Source organism: Salmonella sp. SJTUF15570 (genome assembly GCF_043357055.1).
GTDB lineage: Bacteria > Pseudomonadota > Gammaproteobacteria > Enterobacterales > Enterobacteriaceae > Salmonella > Salmonella enterica.
On the sequence record NZ_JBEUKJ010000017.1, the window covers coordinates 40,891 to 58,304 of the forward strand.

15 protein-coding genes are annotated in these 17,414 nt (G+C 53.1%); 5 read left to right on the forward strand and 10 right to left on the reverse strand.

The annotated features are described in order from the left end of the window. Window positions 1-106 precede the first annotated feature (106 nt). Window positions 107-1,444 (forward strand): adenine permease AdeP, encoded by a 1,338-nt coding sequence (gene adeP, locus ABVN44_RS22720; protein WP_001519317.1) that lies wholly within the window; start codon window positions 107-109, stop codon window positions 1,442-1,444. A 44-nt stretch (window positions 1,445-1,488) separates the two neighbouring features. On the opposite strand, the gene ABVN44_RS22725 is transcribed toward adeP, so the two are convergent. The 9 genes from ABVN44_RS22725 to rpmH form a co-directional block, all read right to left on the reverse strand. Further along, window positions 1,489-2,073 (reverse strand): NADPH-dependent FMN reductase, encoded by a 585-nt coding sequence (locus ABVN44_RS22725; RefSeq protein ID WP_001527038.1) that lies wholly within the window; start codon window positions 2,071-2,073, stop codon window positions 1,489-1,491. Continuing rightward, the gene (locus ABVN44_RS22730) at window positions 2,073-2,828 is read right to left on the reverse strand and encodes a 4'-phosphopantetheinyl transferase superfamily protein (RefSeq protein WP_023232185.1); all 756 of its coding nucleotides are present in this window, start codon (window positions 2,826-2,828) and stop codon (window positions 2,073-2,075) included. The genes ABVN44_RS22725 and ABVN44_RS22730 overlap by 1 nt, the downstream gene beginning before the upstream one ends. A gap of 157 nt (window positions 2,829-2,985) precedes the next feature. Then, complete coding sequence (gene yidZ, locus ABVN44_RS22735; RefSeq protein ID WP_000749365.1) at window positions 2,986-3,945, reverse strand: HTH-type transcriptional regulator YidZ; 960 nt, start codon at window positions 3,943-3,945, stop codon at window positions 2,986-2,988. After that, window positions 3,914-5,101, reverse strand: coding sequence for an MFS transporter (locus ABVN44_RS22740; protein ID WP_023232186.1), 1,188 nt, complete (start codon window positions 5,099-5,101; stop codon window positions 3,914-3,916). Before ABVN44_RS22740 ends, yidZ begins: the two co-directional genes overlap by 32 nt. A 182-nt stretch (window positions 5,102-5,283) precedes the next feature. Beyond that, window positions 5,284-6,648, reverse strand: a complete 1,365-nt coding sequence (gene mnmE / locus ABVN44_RS22745) for a tRNA uridine-5-carboxymethylaminomethyl(34) synthesis GTPase MnmE (protein ID WP_198870416.1) — start codon at window positions 6,646-6,648, stop codon at window positions 5,284-5,286. Between the two features lie 140 nt (window positions 6,649-6,788). After that, the gene (yidC, locus tag ABVN44_RS22750) at window positions 6,789-8,435 is read right to left on the reverse strand and encodes a membrane protein insertase YidC (protein ID WP_000378283.1); all 1,647 of its coding nucleotides are present in this window, start codon (window positions 8,433-8,435) and stop codon (window positions 6,789-6,791) included. A gap of 2 nt (window positions 8,436-8,437) precedes the next feature. Then, window positions 8,438-8,695: a membrane protein insertion efficiency factor YidD gene (yidD, locus tag ABVN44_RS22755; protein ID WP_001307474.1), complete on the reverse strand. Its 258-nt coding sequence runs from the start codon at window positions 8,693-8,695 to the stop codon at window positions 8,438-8,440. Further along, on the reverse strand, window positions 8,659-9,018 hold the full coding sequence (rnpA, locus tag ABVN44_RS22760; RefSeq protein WP_000239725.1) for a ribonuclease P protein component: 360 nt from the start codon (window positions 9,016-9,018) through the stop codon (window positions 8,659-8,661). Before rnpA ends, yidD begins: the two co-directional genes overlap by 37 nt. Window positions 9,019-9,034: 16 nt before the next feature. After that, entirely contained in the window at window positions 9,035-9,175 is a 141-nt protein-coding gene (gene rpmH, locus ABVN44_RS22765; protein ID WP_000831330.1) for a 50S ribosomal protein L34, read from the reverse strand. Window positions 9,176-9,835: 660 nt separating this feature from the next. Here rpmH and dnaA point away from each other — a divergent pair. From dnaA to gyrB, 4 genes are all read left to right on the forward strand, one after another. Continuing rightward, on the forward strand, window positions 9,836-11,236 hold the full coding sequence (dnaA, locus tag ABVN44_RS22770; protein WP_000059093.1) for a chromosomal replication initiator protein DnaA: 1,401 nt from the start codon (window positions 9,836-9,838) through the stop codon (window positions 11,234-11,236). Window positions 11,237-11,240: 4 nt separating this feature from the next. Then, entirely contained in the window at window positions 11,241-12,341 is a 1,101-nt protein-coding gene (gene dnaN / locus ABVN44_RS22775; RefSeq protein WP_000673474.1) for a DNA polymerase III subunit beta, read from the forward strand. A 197-nt stretch (window positions 12,342-12,538) separates the two neighbouring features. Next, window positions 12,539-13,612, forward strand: a complete 1,074-nt coding sequence (gene recF, locus ABVN44_RS22780; RefSeq protein WP_023232188.1) for a DNA replication/repair protein RecF — start codon at window positions 12,539-12,541, stop codon at window positions 13,610-13,612. A 28-nt stretch (window positions 13,613-13,640) separates the two neighbouring features. Next, the gene (gene gyrB, locus ABVN44_RS22785; RefSeq protein ID WP_000072047.1) at window positions 13,641-16,055 is read left to right on the forward strand and encodes a DNA topoisomerase (ATP-hydrolyzing) subunit B; all 2,415 of its coding nucleotides are present in this window, start codon (window positions 13,641-13,643) and stop codon (window positions 16,053-16,055) included. Window positions 16,056-16,405: 350 nt separating this feature from the next. Here gyrB and ABVN44_RS22790 read toward each other — a convergent pair whose 3' ends face one another. Beyond that, a complete protein-coding gene (locus ABVN44_RS22790) occupies window positions 16,406-17,098 on the reverse strand; it encodes a hypothetical protein (protein ID WP_024148487.1) in 693 nt (230 codons plus the stop codon). Between the last annotated feature and the right edge of the window lie 316 nt (window positions 17,099-17,414).

Genomic DNA, 17,414 nt, shown 5'->3' on the forward strand with positions numbered 1-17,414 from the left:
CCGTACTAACAAATTGAGTGAAAAAAATTACCACACAACTGCGCCAGGTGTCGCATTTTGGTATAGGATAACGGCGAATTTTCCCTCCTTTCTCCGGAAATTGATAATGAGTCAACAACACACCACCCAGGCTTCTGGTCAGGGTATGCTGGAACGCGTGTTTAAACTGCGCGAACATGGCACGACGGCACGAACCGAAGTGATCGCCGGTTTTACCACTTTCCTGACGATGGTTTATATCGTTTTTGTTAACCCGCAAATTCTGGGCGTAGCTGGCATGGACACCAGCGCCGTCTTTGTGACCACCTGTCTGATTGCGGCCTTTGGCAGTATTCTGATGGGTCTGTTCGCTAACCTGCCGGTGGCGCTGGCGCCCGCGATGGGGCTGAATGCATTCTTTGCCTTCGTGGTTGTGCAGGCAATGGGACTGCCGTGGCAGGTAGGCATGGGCGCCATTTTCTGGGGCGCTGTTGGTCTTTTATTGCTGACTATCTTCCGCGTGCGTTACTGGATGATCGCCAACATTCCGGTCAGCCTGCGCGTGGGCATCACCAGCGGCATCGGCCTGTTTATCGGCATGATGGGGCTGAAAAACGCCGGCGTGATCGTCGCTAACCCGGAAACGCTGGTCAGCATCGGCAACCTGACCTCGCACAGCGTGCTGCTGGGGGTTCTCGGATTCTTTATTATTGCGATTCTCGCTTCGCGCAACATTCATGCGGCGGTGCTGGTGTCCATCATCGTCACGACGCTGCTTGGCTGGATGATGGGTGATGTACACTACAACGGCATTGTCTCCGCGCCACCAAGCGTCACCAGCGTGGTAGGGCATGTCGATTTGGCAGGCTCGTTCAATCTTGGCCTGGCGGGGGTTATTTTCTCCTTCATGCTGGTAAACCTGTTTGACTCCTCCGGTACGCTGATTGGCGTGACCGATAAAGCCGGGCTGGCGGATGAGAAAGGCAAATTCCCGCGCATGAAGCAGGCGCTGTTTGTTGATAGTATCTCTTCCGTCACTGGCGCATTTGTCGGAACGTCTTCTGTGACCGCTTATATTGAATCGTCTTCCGGCGTTTCGGTGGGCGGTCGCACCGGTTTGACGGCGGTGGTGGTCGGTATTTTGTTCCTGCTGGTTATCTTCCTGTCGCCGCTGGCGGGCATGGTGCCGCCTTACGCGGCGGCGGGCGCGCTAATTTACGTCGGCGTGCTGATGACCTCCAGCCTGGCGCGGGTAAACTGGCAGGATTTAACCGAATCGGTCCCGGCGTTTATTACGGCGGTAATGATGCCGTTTAGCTTCTCGATCACCGAAGGTATCGCGCTGGGCTTTATCTCTTACTGCGTGATGAAAATCGGTACCGGTCGCCTGCGCGACCTTAGCCCGTGCGTAGTGATTGTCGCGCTGTTATTTGTGCTGAAGATTGTGTTTATTGACGCACACTGATGAAATGAACCCTCGCCCCATCGGGGGGAGGGTTTTTAACGAACTTACGCTTTAACGCGCTGAATAAACTCGCCAAATGCGGTCAACTGACCGGTCAAATGATCTAACGTTCCCTGATCCACCACTTCTCCAGTCTGCGGGTCGACTTTATTCTGAATCACGCCGCCCATAAACTCCGGTTTGTTCATCACCATTGCATCAAGGAACACCAGAATCTGGCGCAGATGATACTGGCAGCGCGCGCCGCCAATCGCCCCCATTGAACTGGTCTGGATAAGAACGGGCTTACCCGCCAGCGGCTGCTCAGGCAGACGGGATAGCCAGTCGATGGCATTCTTCAGGCCGCCGGGAACGGAATAGTTATATTCCGGCGTCACAATGACGACGCCGTCGGCGTTGCGAATCTGCTCCGCCAGCGCCTCTACGCTGGCTGGAAATCCCTCTTCCTGCTGGATATCGGCGTCATACAGCGGAATATCCCCGATCGAAGGCAGCGGCGATACCGTCATTCCTGCCGGCGCGACTTTAGGCAGCGTACGCGCCACCATCCCGTTAAAGGAACCTTTGCGTAAACTTCCCAGCAATGTAACCACATTCAGCGTTTCAGACATACGTGCCCCTTTTTTCATTATGAACGATTAAGCGTATACGATTTGGCGGCGGGGAGTTGGGCGAATCGCATCAGACGGCCGGTTGGCTCATTGGCGCGCGTCTGGATATCGGGCAGGCTTTTCCAGCCCAGTTTGCCATCGAACTCCCACACTTTTAATTTTTCTATCGCTGGCGTAACGGTTACGGACCATACCAGCACATCTTCCGCATCGCACACGGCTTCAAGCTGCGTGACATGCGCGCACTTCAGGCGTCCGGCCACGGGTAAAAGTTGCAGCTCCCGCGGATCGTCATTCATGACATCGCCGGTGAGTTTTAACACGCTCTGGCGCAATGTAATGAGTTGCGCTCGCGCTTCGTTGGGATCGTTTTGATTGGCTACCCATAAGTTTTCATTACGGGAGAAAGGGTGGCGTTCGAGCGAATGCGGATAGTGAAAGCCGCGGGAGGTGCGCTGTAATTCCATATCCAGCCCGCACTCTCCTTCGGTGGTCAACGCCACGCCAACCATATTTCCGGCGTAGGAGATAGAAAAGCCTGGCAGATTTTTGTCACGAAACGCGGGTTTACCTTTCGCCTGAATAATGATTTCCGGCAGCTCGCTAATTCCGTACAGCATAAACATCAGTTCGGCAAGAAGGCCTCTGGAGGCGAGAAAACGCGTTCGTCGGTGAGCAGGCAGGTTTCTGGCTTCAATATGGCAAGACGAAGAGAGACGAATTGAAACCAACTGTCCCTCCGTAAGTATCCCTCTGGCAAAGTGAGTCGCCATTTTTCGCTCCGTGATTAATGGGCCGTGATAATGACGAGAGTAACATTAACGTAAATTATGGACAGGTTTTACGCGCTAAAAATTCAATTTCAGAAGGTTCTTTAATCAGACGGTGACATTTCTGGTAAGAGTAAGGTTAATTTATCAACACAGGTGGTCAGATAAGGCGACGGCAGAGCGTGTTGATAGCCTGTCGTAGCCACACAATCTTGGGATTATGACTATTACGTTTGTGCCATAATAGGGTAAACGGCACCATCAGCTTTTCCCGCTGTTGCGCATCAAAAGGCAGGGGGCGCGCCACTAACGGTAGCTGGTGGAGCTGATTGTAGTGCTGGCAATAGCGCGGCGCGGTTGCTATCAGGGTGTGATCCGGCTGGGCGGCCATAAAGAGCGACTGCTCGAACCCCGGCAGGCTCAACGCAATATGACGTTTGCGTCCCATTTCTTGCAGGACATCATCCAGCGCCCAGGTATCGCTTTGCTCCCAGCAAATACTGATATGCGGGTAGCGCAGAAAAGTGTCCAGATCCCACGCTTCGCGCAGCGCCGGATGATCTTCCCGCAGCCAGACCCACGGTAAATCGCTAAACAACACCTCAAAATCAATCGCGAGCGGCAACAGACTGAGCAATTCTCGCGAGCGGGGATGGCTTTCGCGTCCGGTAAATCCGATATCGACTTCCCCGCGCGTAATCGCCTCCAGCGAGTCATAATCCCAGTTGCGAACCTTAATGGTAGCCTGCGGATAGCGCTGATAAATCTGCTGCGACAGTGAATTAAACATAATCATCATCAGCGGCGACTCTGCCGCCAACTCAAATTTTAAACCGCGCGGCGTTTGATGATGCGGCTTATCAAGCAGTTGATTCCCCATCTGCATCCAGTCCGCCAGACTTTGCTCCATACTGACCATCAGCGGCGTCGGCGCCAGGCCCAGCGGCGTATTGACGAACAGCGGATCGTCAAACCATGCCCGGAGTTTCGCCAGCGATTTGCTGACCGCCGATGGCGTTACGTTCATCCGTTTTGCAGCTTTAGTGACGCTGCGCTCCTGCATGAGTAACTGTAGGCATAACAGCAAATTAAGGTCGAGATTGGTAAGGGATTTCTTCATGCTCGGCTACGGACCTGTTGGGCGCGACGGAGAAGATCAGCAGAATACTCACTATGCTACAACCAATCAGAATCCCGATCAGCATATTCATCGCGCTGATACCGAGTATTGCCGCCAGCCAAATCCACAGTGATGAACCGCAAACCTGCGCGATACCGAGCGTGGAACTGGCCACTCCGGCGCGCAGCGAAAACGGCCCCAGCGCCTGGCTCATCGCGACGCCAAAACCAACCGAGAATCCGGCGCAGATAAGCGTCAGGCCAAAGAGTGTGACGGTATTGGTATGAGCAAGGCTTAACGTCACGCCAGCCGTCAAAAACAGCCCCTGTGAGACGAGCATTAAGGTTCGCGGCTTAAATAACCCAAGCGCAAAAGGGGTGGAAAAAGAGACGACCATACTGACGCCTGCGGTGAGCGCCATGGTAATGGCATAGTCGCCACGGCTAAATCCCATCACCTCCATCAGCAGCACTGGAGAGGCATTGACGAAGGTCAGGATCACCGACACGCTAAGGGTGGTGATCGCCAGTCGACTAACGAAAAAACGGTTAACCAGCGACTCGGCGGCGGGCGACGATCGTGATAAATCGCGTGGAGCCAGCCTTGCCGGGCGCGTCTCGCGCAGGATAAACAGTGATAACAGGCCCACAATAATGCCCATCGCGGACATCGTATAGAACAGACTTTGCCAGGGGAAACGAAGCATAATCAAATGCCCCATCACCGGGGCGAGTACCGGCACAATACAGGTAATCCCATTCAATAATGACAGCACTTTCGCCCGACGATGCTCGTCGAGCGTGTCGCGCAGAATGGCGAACGCCACCACATAGCAGCCGCCTGCTCCTACCCCCTGAAGAAAACGCCCACTCAGAAATAGCGAGCCTTCCGACGCCCGTGAACAAAGCAGTGAGGCCATCATAAAGACGAGCGCGCCGACGATCGCGACCGGCTTGCGGCCTGACTGGTCGGCTATCTTCCCGGCAAACAGCATGGCCGTCGCCATTCCGGCCAGGTAAACGGAGAAGGCGATATGCAACTGCGCCTCGCTGGCGTTCAGATCGGCGGCTATACGCGGTAAACCGACCAGATACATATCAATACCGGCAGGATAGAGTAAAACCAGGGCAAAACTACACAGTAGAAAACGTTTCATAGCGGCCTCACGAAAAGTGTGGCGCTAAGAATACGGGGCGACGTTGCGCGAGACGAGTTGCCATTTGGACAACAGTGATTTCCGCATGGGAAATCATTGCTGCCGGATGGCGGCATAAACGCCTTATCCGGCTTACGGGTTTTGTAGGCCCGGTAAGCATTGCGCCACCGGGCAATACAACGTTACTTACCAATACAGAAGCTGGAGAAAATCCGTCCCAGCAGGTCGTCGGAGGTAAACTCGCCGGTAATCTCGCTTAAGCTTTGCTGCGCAAGGCGCAACTCTTCCGCCAGCAGTTCCCCCGCCCATGCGCCTAATAGCTGCGCTTTGCCCTGCTCAAGGTGTTCAGCGGCTTCCGCCAGCGCCTGTAGGTGACGGCGACGGGCCAGGAAGCCGCCTTCCATATTGGTATCAAACCCCATGCTCTGCTTGAGGTGGTTACGCAACACGTCGACGCCTTCGCCGGTACGCGCCGAGAGGCGAACCAGTGAGTGACCGTTTACTTCACTAATACCCAACGGTTCGCCGGTGATATCCGCCTTGTTACGTACCACGGTAATCGGTAGATTTTTGGGCAGACGGGCGATAAAGTCCGGCCAGATGTCGGCAGGGTCAACGGCGTCCGTCGTGGTGCTATCCACCATAAACAGCACGCGATCGGCCTGTTCAATCTCCTGCCAGGCGCGTTCGATGCCGATACGCTCAACTTCGTCGCTGGCGTCGCGCAGTCCGGCGGTATCGATGATATGCAGCGGCATCCCGTCGATGTGAATATGCTCGCGCAACACGTCGCGCGTGGTACCGGCGATATCGGTAACAATGGCCGCTTCACGGCCTGCCAGCGCATTCAGCAGGCTGGATTTCCCGGCATTCGGGCGTCCGGCAATCACTACCTTCATCCCTTCGCGCAGCAGGCTGCCCTGGCGCGCTTCGGTGCGCACGGCGTCAAGATCGGCGATGACGCCATTGAGCTGCGCTTCAATTTTGCCGTCAGAGAGAAAGTCGATCTCCTCATCCGGAAAATCGATAGCCGCTTCGACGTAGATTCGCAGGTGAGTAAGTGCTTCCACAAGGTGGTTAACGCGGGCGGAAAATGCCCCCTGTAACGAGTTTAGCGCCGAACGCGCCGCCTGTTCGGAACTGGCATCGATCAGGTCGGCAATGGCTTCTGCCTGGGCTAAATCGAGCTTATCGTTGAGGAACGCTCGCTCGGAGAACTCGCCCGGTCGGGCAATGCGCACGCCTGGAAGCGTCAGGATACGTTTTAACAGCAGGTCCAGGATCACCGGACCGCCGTGCCCTTGTAGCTCCAGCACATCTTCACCGGTGAAGGAGTTCGGGCCGGGGAACCACAGCGCAATACCCTGATCCAGCGCGCTGCCGTCAACGTCTTTAAACGGCAGGTAGTCGGCATAGCGCGGCTTCGGCAGCTTGCCCAGCACCTCTTGCGCAACGTCGCGCGCCTTCAGACCAGAGATACGCAGGATACCCACGCCACCGCGTCCCGGTGGGGTTGCCTGGGCGACGATAGTGTCGTTATGGCTCATGGTTAGTCTCAACTTTGTTGCAATAAAAAAGGCGGTCATATGACCGCCTTTTGATTGTAGGCCTGATAAGCGTTAGCGCCATCAGGCTGACCGGCGCGCCTTGCCGGATGGCGGCTTCGCCTTATCCGGCCTACACCGAATCAGGATTTTTTCTTCTCGCGGCTATGCAGGCCACGCTTCTCCAGACCACGGTAAATCAGCTGCTGCTGAATGATGGTGACCAGGTTGCTGACGATATAGTACAACACCAGACCTGACGGGAACCACAGGAAGAACACCGTAAAGATGACCGGCATAAAGGTCATGATCTTCTGCTGCATCGGGTCGGTCACGGTGGTCGGCGACATCTTCTGAATGAAGAACATCGTTACGCCCATCAGGATCGGCAGAATGTAGTACGGGTCCTGTGCAGACAGGTCATGAATCCACAGCGCGAACGGCGCATGACGCAGTTCAATGGAACCCATCAGCATGTAGTACAACGCCAGGAAGATAGGCATCTGGATGATCAGCGGGAAGCAGCCGCCCAGCGGGTTAACCTTCTCCGCTTTGTACAGGGCCATCATCTCCTGGCTTTGGCGCTGTTTATCATCGCCAAGACGTTCGCGCATCGCCTGAATTTTCGGCTGCAGCATACGCATCTTCGCCATTGACGTGTACTGCGCTTTAGTCAGCGGGTACATGATACCGCGAACGATAAAGGTAATGATGATAATGGAGAAGCCCCAGTTGCCCACAAAGCTGTGGATCCACTTCAGCAACTTGAACAGCGGCTGAGAGATGAACCACAACCAGCCGTAGTCCACGGTCAAATCCAGGTGCGGTGCAACAGCCGCCATTTTATCCTGAATTTCCGGGCCGACCCACAGGGTGCTGGTCATCGCGCCAGTCTGGCCTGGCTGTACCAGTACCGGCTGCGCTTTATAGCCGATAGCGACAATGCCGTTACCCAGATTAGCGGTGTAGAAATTGTTGGTGCCGTCGTTACGCGGAATCCATGCGGTAGCGAAATACTGCTGCAACATTGCCACCCAACCGCCTTTGGAGCTGACGTTGAGGTTTTCGTTATCGGCAATGGTGTCGAATTTGTATTTCTCATACTTCTCATCCGGCGTGGAGTACGCTGCGCCGCGGAACGTATGCAGCGCAAAGTTGCTGCTGCCGGTGTCGCGATGAGGAGGCAGGTTGACGGATTGTTTTAACTGACCAAAGGTGGAGACTTCCAGCGGTTTTTCGCCGGTGTTCTGCACGCTATAGTTCACGTTAACCGCATAATCGCCACGCTTAAAGACAAACGTTTTGGTAAACGTGTTGCCTGCGGCGTCAGTATAAGTCATCGGAACCTGCAGTTCGTTCTGACCGTCGGCCAGTACAAACGCCTCTTTCTCGACGTTGTACAGCGGACGCGGGCCGTTCGCCGGGTTATCCGGGCCGTCGCGGCCTGTCAGGCCGCTTTGCGCCTGATAGATAAACTGCGGGGTGGTTTCCAGCAGCTGGAACGGTTCGTTGGAACCCAGTTCTTTCGGGTAAGCCGGGAGCAAGGCCTGCTCGACATCACCACCACGGGTGTTGATAGTCAAATCAAGCACATCGGTTTTCACCGTAATCATTTTCCCCTGGCCACTGGCTGGTACGCCCTGGTCGGCGGCGCTACCCGCTGCGGTGGTCGTTGTCTGCGTGGTCTGTTGAGTCTGAGGTTGCGGATTTTTATCCTGCTCCCAGGCTTGCCAGATCATGAAAGACACGAACAGCAAAGCGATGACTAAAAGATTGCGTTGCGAATCCATCGTTAGTGTTCTCTGGTATCAAATGGTCCGGGCGGGACGGGATCGTCACCACCAGGGTGTAAAGGGTGGCATTTTAATACGCGTTTCACCGTCAACCAACTGCCTTTTATCACTCCAAACCTGCGCAATGCCTCAATTCCGTAGCTTGAGCACGTTGGCGTGAAACGACAATGCGGCCCAAGCAGCGGACTGATCAGGCGTTGATAGACCCGAATAAGGGCTATCAGGACCCGCGAGCCAGGCGACAGTGGCGGCGCCATAATTTTTCCAACGCTTCCGAGAGAGCACGGTTATCGAGGTCGGCAACCCCTTTTTTCGCCACCACCACGAAATCCATTGCAGGAAGTTCATGCTGGCGCAGACGGAAGCTTTCACGCGTCAGACGTTTAATCCGGTTGCGTTCATGCGCACGTCGAACATTTTTCTTGGCGACGGTAAGACCGATACGGGGATGCCCCAGCGAATTCAGGCGGCCGAGGATGGTGATTTGCGGCGTGCCAGCCCGTTGAGGTTGCTGGAAGACGAATGTGAAATGAGCGGGAGTTAACAAACGTAACTCCCTGGGAAATGCGAGCTTAACCACTCAGGGGTTAGCTTTATTACTTGGAAACGGTCAGACGAGCGCGGCCTTTAGCACGACGACGTGCCAGAACCTGACGACCATTTTTAGTAGCCATACGAGCACGGAAGCCGTGAGAACGGTTGCGCTTCAGTACAGACGGTTGAAAAGTGCGTTTCATGGCGATTTCTACCTAAACTTGAATAAATTCACTGACTTTTGCGTATACCCGAACAAACTTTGAACGACTTACGCCACAGTGTGGGTGATTAAAGAGGCCGGATTGTAATAATTGTACACTCCGGAGTCAATTCTCTTTCCTTATTTTCCCGCGATTTTCCACGCCTTTTTGTGCGGAAAATAAGCAGCGTTGACGCCATATGACGGGCATTGCGCGACGGGTGGAGAATTATACGGACTGCCAGGTAAAGCGCAAGGATCGCCCTGGATCTTTATGCGATCTTTTAGGCGTCTGCTCACCTTTACCTATTAATTTTTTCAATATGCGCGCGAAAGCGTACAGGAGTTCCCCAGGATCGATTACACTTATCCTTTCCTGGAAAGTCCTGTGGATAAATAGGGAAGAATCTGTGAGAAACAGAAGATCTCTTGCTCAGTTTAGGCTATGATCCGCGGTCCTGATCGTTTCAAACGATCCTGGTCAGGCATGAACACGAAATCTTTCAGACTGCGTGAAGTCGCGATCGTTTGAAAGATCCGTGAAAACCGCAGACAGCGGTTCGTGCGTCACCCTTCATGCAGGGTCTTATCGACGTGCGCCAACAATCATTAATGTATCAGCCTTTGTCATTTATCGACTTTTGTTCGAGTGGAGTCCGCCGTGTCACTTTCGCTTTGGCAGCAGTGTCTTGCCCGATTGCAGGATGAGTTACCAGCCACAGAATTCAGTATGTGGATACGCCCGTTGCAGGCGGAACTGAGCGATAACACGCTGGCTTTGTATGCGCCAAACCGTTTTGTGCTCGATTGGGTAAGAGATAAGTACCTCAACAATATCAATGGATTACTCAACACATTCTGCGGCGCGGATGCCCCACAACTGCGTTTTGAAGTGGGAACAAAGCCCGTTACGCAAACGCTAAAAACGCCTGTGCATAACGTTGTCGCGCCTGCGCAGACAACAACGGCGCAGCCGCAGCGCGTAGCGCCTGCGGCCCGTTCGGGCTGGGATAACGTACCAGCGCCGGCGGAGCCGACCTACCGCTCCAACGTCAATGTTAAACATACATTTGATAACTTCGTCGAAGGTAAATCCAACCAACTGGCGCGCGCGGCGGCACGTCAGGTGGCGGATAATCCTGGCGGCGCCTATAACCCCTTATTCCTCTATGGCGGCACCGGTCTGGGTAAAACTCACCTGCTGCACGCGGTGGGTAATGGCATTATGGCGCGCAAACCCAACGCGAAAGTTGTGTATATGCACTCCGAGCGCTTTGTGCAGGACATGGTAAAAGCCCTGCAAAATAACGCCATTGAAGAGTTTAAACGCTACTACCGCTCCGTTGACGCATTGCTGATCGACGATATTCAATTCTTCGCCAATAAAGAACGATCCCAGGAAGAGTTTTTCCATACCTTTAACGCTCTGCTGGAAGGCAATCAGCAGATCATTTTGACGTCGGATCGCTATCCGAAAGAGATCAACGGCGTTGAGGATCGTCTCAAGTCCCGCTTTGGTTGGGGGCTAACAGTGGCGATCGAACCGCCAGAACTGGAAACCCGCGTGGCGATCCTGATGAAAAAAGCGGACGAAAATGATATTCGTCTGCCAGGCGAAGTAGCGTTCTTTATCGCCAAGCGTCTACGCTCTAACGTGCGTGAACTGGAAGGCGCGCTGAACCGGGTGATCGCCAATGCCAACTTTACCGGCCGGGCGATTACTATCGACTTTGTGCGCGAAGCGCTGCGCGATTTACTGGCGTTGCAGGAAAAACTGGTCACCATCGACAATATTCAGAAGACGGTGGCCGAGTATTACAAAATCAAAATTGCGGATCTGCTTTCTAAGCGTCGATCTCGCTCGGTAGCACGTCCGCGCCAGATGGCTATGGCGCTGGCAAAAGAGCTCACCAACCACAGTCTGCCGGAAATCGGCGATGCGTTTGGCGGGCGCGACCACACTACCGTACTTCATGCCTGTCGTAAAATTGAGCAACTGCGTGAAGAAAGCCACGATATCAAAGAAGATTTTTCGAATTTAATCAGAACATTGTCGTCGTGATCCTATGAAATTTACCGTTGAACGTGAACATTTATTAAAACCGCTTCAGCAGGTCAGCGGCCCGCTGGGCGGTCGTCCTACGCTGCCGATTCTCGGTAACCTGCTCCTCCAGGTAGCGGACGGTACGCTTTCTCTGACCGGCACCGATCTTGAAATGGAGATGGTCGCGCGCGTTACGCTTTCTCAGCCGCATGAGCCGGGCGCCACTACCGTGCCGGCGCGGAAATTCTTTGATATCTGCCGCGGCCTGCCGGAGGGCGCGGAGATTGCCGTTCAGTTGGAAGGCGATCGGATGTTGGTGCGTTCTGGCCGTAGCCGCTTCTCGCTGTCTACGCTGCCTGCCGCCGATTTCCCGAATCTTGACGACTGGCAAAGCGAAGTTGAATTTACGCTGCCGCAGGCCACGATGAAGCGCCTGATTGAAGCGACCCAGTTTTCGATGGCCCATCAGGATGTGCGCTACTACTTAAACGGTATGCTGTTTGAAACGGAAGGTAGCGAACTGCGCACTGTCGCGACCGACGGCCACCGTCTGGCGGTGTGCTCAATGCCGCTGGAAGCGTCTTTACCCAGCCACTCGGTGATTGTGCCGCGTAAAGGCGTGATTGAACTGATGCGTATGCTCGACGGCGGCGAAAACCCGCTGCGCGTGCAGATCGGCAGTAATAATATCCGCGCGCACGTCGGCGACTTTATCTTTACCTCAAAGCTGGTGGATGGTCGCTTCCCGGATTACCGTCGCGTTCTGCCGAAGAATCCGGATAAACATCTGGAAGCGGGCTGCGATATCCTCAAGCAGGCGTTTGCCCGCGCGGCAATCCTCTCGAATGAGAAATTCCGCGGCGTGCGTCTGTACGTCAGTGAGAATCAGCTCAAAATCACCGCCAATAACCCGGAACAGGAAGAAGCGGAAGAGATTCTGGACGTGAGCTACGGCGGGACGGAGATGGAAATCGGCTTTAACGTCAGTTACGTGCTGGACGTGCTCAATGCGCTGAAGTGCGAAACCGTGCGCATTATGCTGACGGATTCCGTATCCAGCGTACAGATTGAGGATGCGGCGTCACAGTCGGCTGCCTATGTTGTTATGCCAATGCGCTTGTAAAGAATATCGGGCTATCTTACTTGTTATTCTGGCTTCGGGCAGTGCTCGCACAAAATACGAAGTATTTTGGACGTCTTATGGACGGCCCGAAGGGCGAGCGCAGCGAGCAATCCTCACGTACTCCAGTACGCTCCGGTTGCTGTGCGCTGGCCGTAACCAGACTAACTGCGCCGATAACGCCCTGGTTATGAGTTGATATGTCGCTATCCAGACTGCTAATCAAAGACTTCCGCAACATAGAAAATGCGGATCTCGCTTTATCCCCCGGCTTTAACTTCCTGGTTGGCGCCAACGGCAGCGGCAAAACCAGCGTGCTGGAAGCTATCTATACGCTTGGCCACGGTCGGGCGTTTCGCAGTTTGCAGCCTGGCCGCGTGATTCGTCATGAGCAGGAAGCGTTTGTTCTTCACGGGCGATTACAGGGCGAAGAGCGTGAGACGTCGATTGGCTTAACCAAAGATAAGCAGGGCGACAGCAAAGTCCGTATCGGTGGTACCGACGGTCACAAGATCGCGGAGCTGGCGCATTTAATGCCGATGCAGTTGATTACGCCGGAGGGGTTTACTTTACTCAACGGCGGCCCCAAATACAGAAGAGCGTTCCTTGACTGGGGATGCTTTCACAACGAAGCCGGATTCTTCACCGCCTGGAGCAACCTGAAACGATTGCTGAAACAGCGTAATGCCGCGCTGCGCCAGGTGAGTCGTTATGAGCAATTGCGCCCGTGGGATAAAGAGCTGATTCCGCTGGCGGAACAAATTAGTACCTGGCGGGCGGAGTACAGTAGCGCTATCGCACAGGACATGGCGGATACCTGTCAGCAGTTTTTACCTGAATTTTCCCTGACGTTCTCTTTCCAGCGCGGCTGGGAGAAAGAGACAGACTATGCGGACGTGCTGGAGCGAAGCTTTGAGCGTGACCGTATGTTGACCTACACCGCGCACGGGCCGCATAAAGCGGACTTTCGCATTCGCGCCGACGGCGCGCCGGTGGAAGATACCCTGTCGCGCGGGCAGCTAAAGTTATTGATGTGCGCCTTACGTCTGGCGCAGGGCGAGTTCCTCACCCGCGAAAGCGGGCGGCGCTGCCTGTACCTGATAGATGATTTTGCCTCTGAACTTGACGATGCGCGTCGCGGACTGCTGGCCAGCCGCTTAAAAGCCACGCAATCGCAGGTCTTTGTCAGCGCAATTAGCGCTGAACACGTTATAGACATGTCGGATGAAAATTCGAAGATGTTTACCGTGGAAAAGGGTAAAATAACGGATTAACCCAAGATTAAATGAGCGAGAAACGTTGATGTCGAATTCTTATGACTCCTCCAGTATCAAAGTCCTGAAAGGGCTGGATGCGGTGCGTAAGCGCCCGGGTATGTATATCGGCGACACGGATGACGGCACCGGTCTGCACCACATGGTATTCGAGGTGGTAGATAACGCTATCGACGAAGCGCTCGCGGGTCACTGTAAAGATATCGTCGTGACTATTCACGCCGATAATTCCGTGTCCGTAACGGATGATGGCCGTGGCATTCCGACCGGTATTCACCCGGAAGAAGGCGTCTCGGCGGCGGAAGTGATCATGACCGTTCTGCACGCGGGCGGTAAATTTGACGATAACTCCTATAAAGTCTCTGGTGGTCTGCACGGCGTGGGTGTCTCGGTAGTCAACGCTCTGTCGCAAAAACTGGAACTGGTTATCCAGCGAGATGGCAAAATTCACCGTCAGATCTACGAGCACGGCGTGCCGCAGGCACCCCTTGCCGTCACTGGCGATACCGATAAAACCGGCACGATGGTACGTTTCTGGCCGAGCCACGAAACCTTCACTAACGTCACTGAATTTGAATATGAGATCCTGGCGAAACGCCTGCGTGAACTGTCATTCCTGAACTCTGGCGTTTCCATCCGTCTGCGCGACAAGCGTGACGGCAAAGAAGATCATTTCCACTACGAAGGCGGCATCAAGGCGTTTGTTGAATATCTCAACAAAAACAAAACGCCGATCCACCCGAATATCTTCTACTTCTCCACCGAAAAAGACGGTATCGGCGTGGAAGTAGCGCTGCAGTGGAACGATGGTTTCCAGGAAAACATCTACTGCTTTACCAACAACATTCCGCAGCGCGACGGCGGTACTCACCTGGCAGGCTTCCGTGCGGCGATGACCCGTACGCTGAACGCCTACATGGACAAAGAAGGTTACAGCAAAAAAGCTAAAGTCAGCGCCACCGGCGACGATGCCCGTGAAGGTCTGATTGCGGTGGTTTCCGTGAAGGTGCCGGACCCGAAATTCTCCTCGCAGACCAAAGATAAGCTGGTCTCTTCCGAGGTGAAATCGGCGGTAGAACAGCAGATGAACGAACTGCTGAGCGAATACCTGCTGGAAAACCCATCTGACGCGAAAATCGTCGTCGGCAAAATTATCGACGCCGCGCGTGCGCGTGAAGCGGCGCGTCGCGCCCGTGAAATGACCCGTCGTAAAGGCGCGCTGGATTTAGCGGGCCTGCCGGGCAAACTGGCGGACTGCCAGGAACGCGACCCGGCGCTGTCCGAACTGTACCTGGTGGAAGGGGACTCCGCGGGCGGCTCTGCGAAGCAGGGGCGTAACCGTAAAAACCAGGCGATTCTGCCGCTGAAAGGTAAAATCCTTAACGTCGAGAAAGCGCGCTTCGACAAGATGCTCTCCTCTCAGGAAGTGGCGACGCTGATTACCGCGCTGGGCTGCGGTATCGGTCGCGACGAGTACAACCCGGACAAGCTGCGTTATCACAGCATCATCATCATGACCGATGCGGACGTCGACGGCTCGCACATCCGTACGCTGCTGTTGACCTTCTTCTATCGTCAGATGCCGGAAATCGTCGAGCGCGGCCACGTCTACATTGCGCAGCCGCCGCTGTACAAAGTCAAGAAAGGTAAGCAGGAACAGTACATCAAAGACGACGAAGCGATGGATCAATACCAGATTTCCATCGCGCTTGACGGTGCGACTCTGCACGCGAACGCCCATGCGCCGGCGCTATCCGGCGAAGCGTTAGAAAAACTGGTCTCTGAATATAACGCCACGCAGAAAATGATTGGTCGTATGGAGCGTCGTTTCCCGAAAGCGCTGCTCAAAGAGCTGGTGTATCAGCCAACTCTGACCGAAGCCGATCTTTCTGATGAGCAGACTGTAACGCGCTGGGTGAATGCGCTGATTACCGAGCTGAACGAGAAAGAGCAGCACGGCAGTCAGTGGAAGTTCGATGTTCATACTAATACGGAACAGAATCTGTTCGAGCCTATCGTTCGCGTGCGTACGCATGGTGTGGATACCGATTATCCGTTGGATCACGAGTTTGTGACCGGCGCGGAATATCGTCGTATCTGCACGCTGGGCGAGAAGCTGCGCGGTCTGATTGAAGAGGACGCGTTTATCGAACGCGGCGAGCGTCGCCAGCCGGTAACCAGCTTCGAGCAGGCGCTGGAGTGGCTGGTGAAAGAATCACGTCGCGGTCTGGCTATCCAGCGTTATAAAGGTCTGGGTGAAATGAACCCGGATCAGCTGTGGGAAACCACCATGGACCCGGAAAGCCGCCGTATGCTGCGTGTGACCGTTAAAGATGCGATTGCTGCCGACCAGCTGTTCACCACGCTGATGGGTGATGCCGTTGAGCCGCGTCGTGCCTTTATCGAAGAGAACGCCCTGAAAGCAGCGAATATCGATATTTAATATTCCCGCGTAATCTCTCCCTTATATAAGGGAGAGATTTAGTCTGTAGGTTGAGGGGAGCGAATCCCAACATTTAACAGCGCCTGGAAGGTTTGTCAGCAGTCTGAGATTTAGTAACGCATTGGGGGTAGTGAGTGCAATACAATGACATATCCAATATAAAGAATTATAGCCACTACAAGTATCGTTAAAATTAATATTTCTAATAATTTGTTCATAATATATCCTTGATGTATTTTCCATTGTTTAGCATTAAAGATACTTTGTTGGTTGGATAGAGTATTTACTCCGCCATCCGACAAGGTAAGGCTGACATAGAATGCCTGAATACATTCAGGCATTCTTTATTATTAGTAGCGCATCGCCGGTAAAGAATTCATGATAATAATATAGCCAATTGCCTGGAAGGGCGCAGTGACAACATCGCCAATAATAGAGAATGGCATTAATAAAACCTTAGCCGAGAAATGCTTCTTATCACGTGTGAAATTTATTTTATGGGAAGATTTTAGTAATATTTCATTTTCATTATCGGCATCTTTGGGTTGGATTTTTCCTGCTAACGTAAAATAAAAAGGACTGCCAGGATCGTTTTCATGTACATAAAATGCCTCTCTGACTTTTGATTTTTCTTCTCCCGTCAAAGACTTATAACTGTATCTAATATCTGAAGGGCGGACGCAATGAAACTCATTTTGTTTGTTCCCTTTTTTACTATCGGTAGAACAGTAAAGCTGTTTGGAAAATTCGATAATTCTTTTATCGATATGAGGATTATTCAGTAAAGTGACGAAATTTCTGGTTGTTGTGTTGATATTATCATCTTTTATATCAAGTTGATAATTATTGTCTTCACCAACAAATGTCCACGTTTTCTCTCCGCTTGTGGTCGTTGATGGTTTGATACTTTTTATTTCATCTGTTTTCCAGACTTCTGTCGTGGGTGCGCTTTCCGTTTTTATAGTATCGAGTAAAGATGACGTCATACAACCGCTTAAAAAATAACTCATGGCAATGGCTGATATTATTTTAATTATTTTCATGAATGTATTCCTTACATGTCATATTCGTTATTATTACCACGCCGCTAATTTTATTGCTATTTTTTCTATCTGCGCTTTCTTACCGGTGTGCCGTTTAATCGAAAACTGTGTTATTTTTATTTTTTTTCAGATAGTACCAACGGTAATTGTCATCAAATTATTCATTCCTCAAATGGTTTAACGGGACACTCAGTCTCTTTTTCTTCTATAGACGATGAGTTTCCCAATAACCTCCTTTATTTTTCTATATGTTATTGCCTGATAAATCGGTCAATGCACAATAGAAGCAACCATTGTAAAGACCGTTAAACTCCTC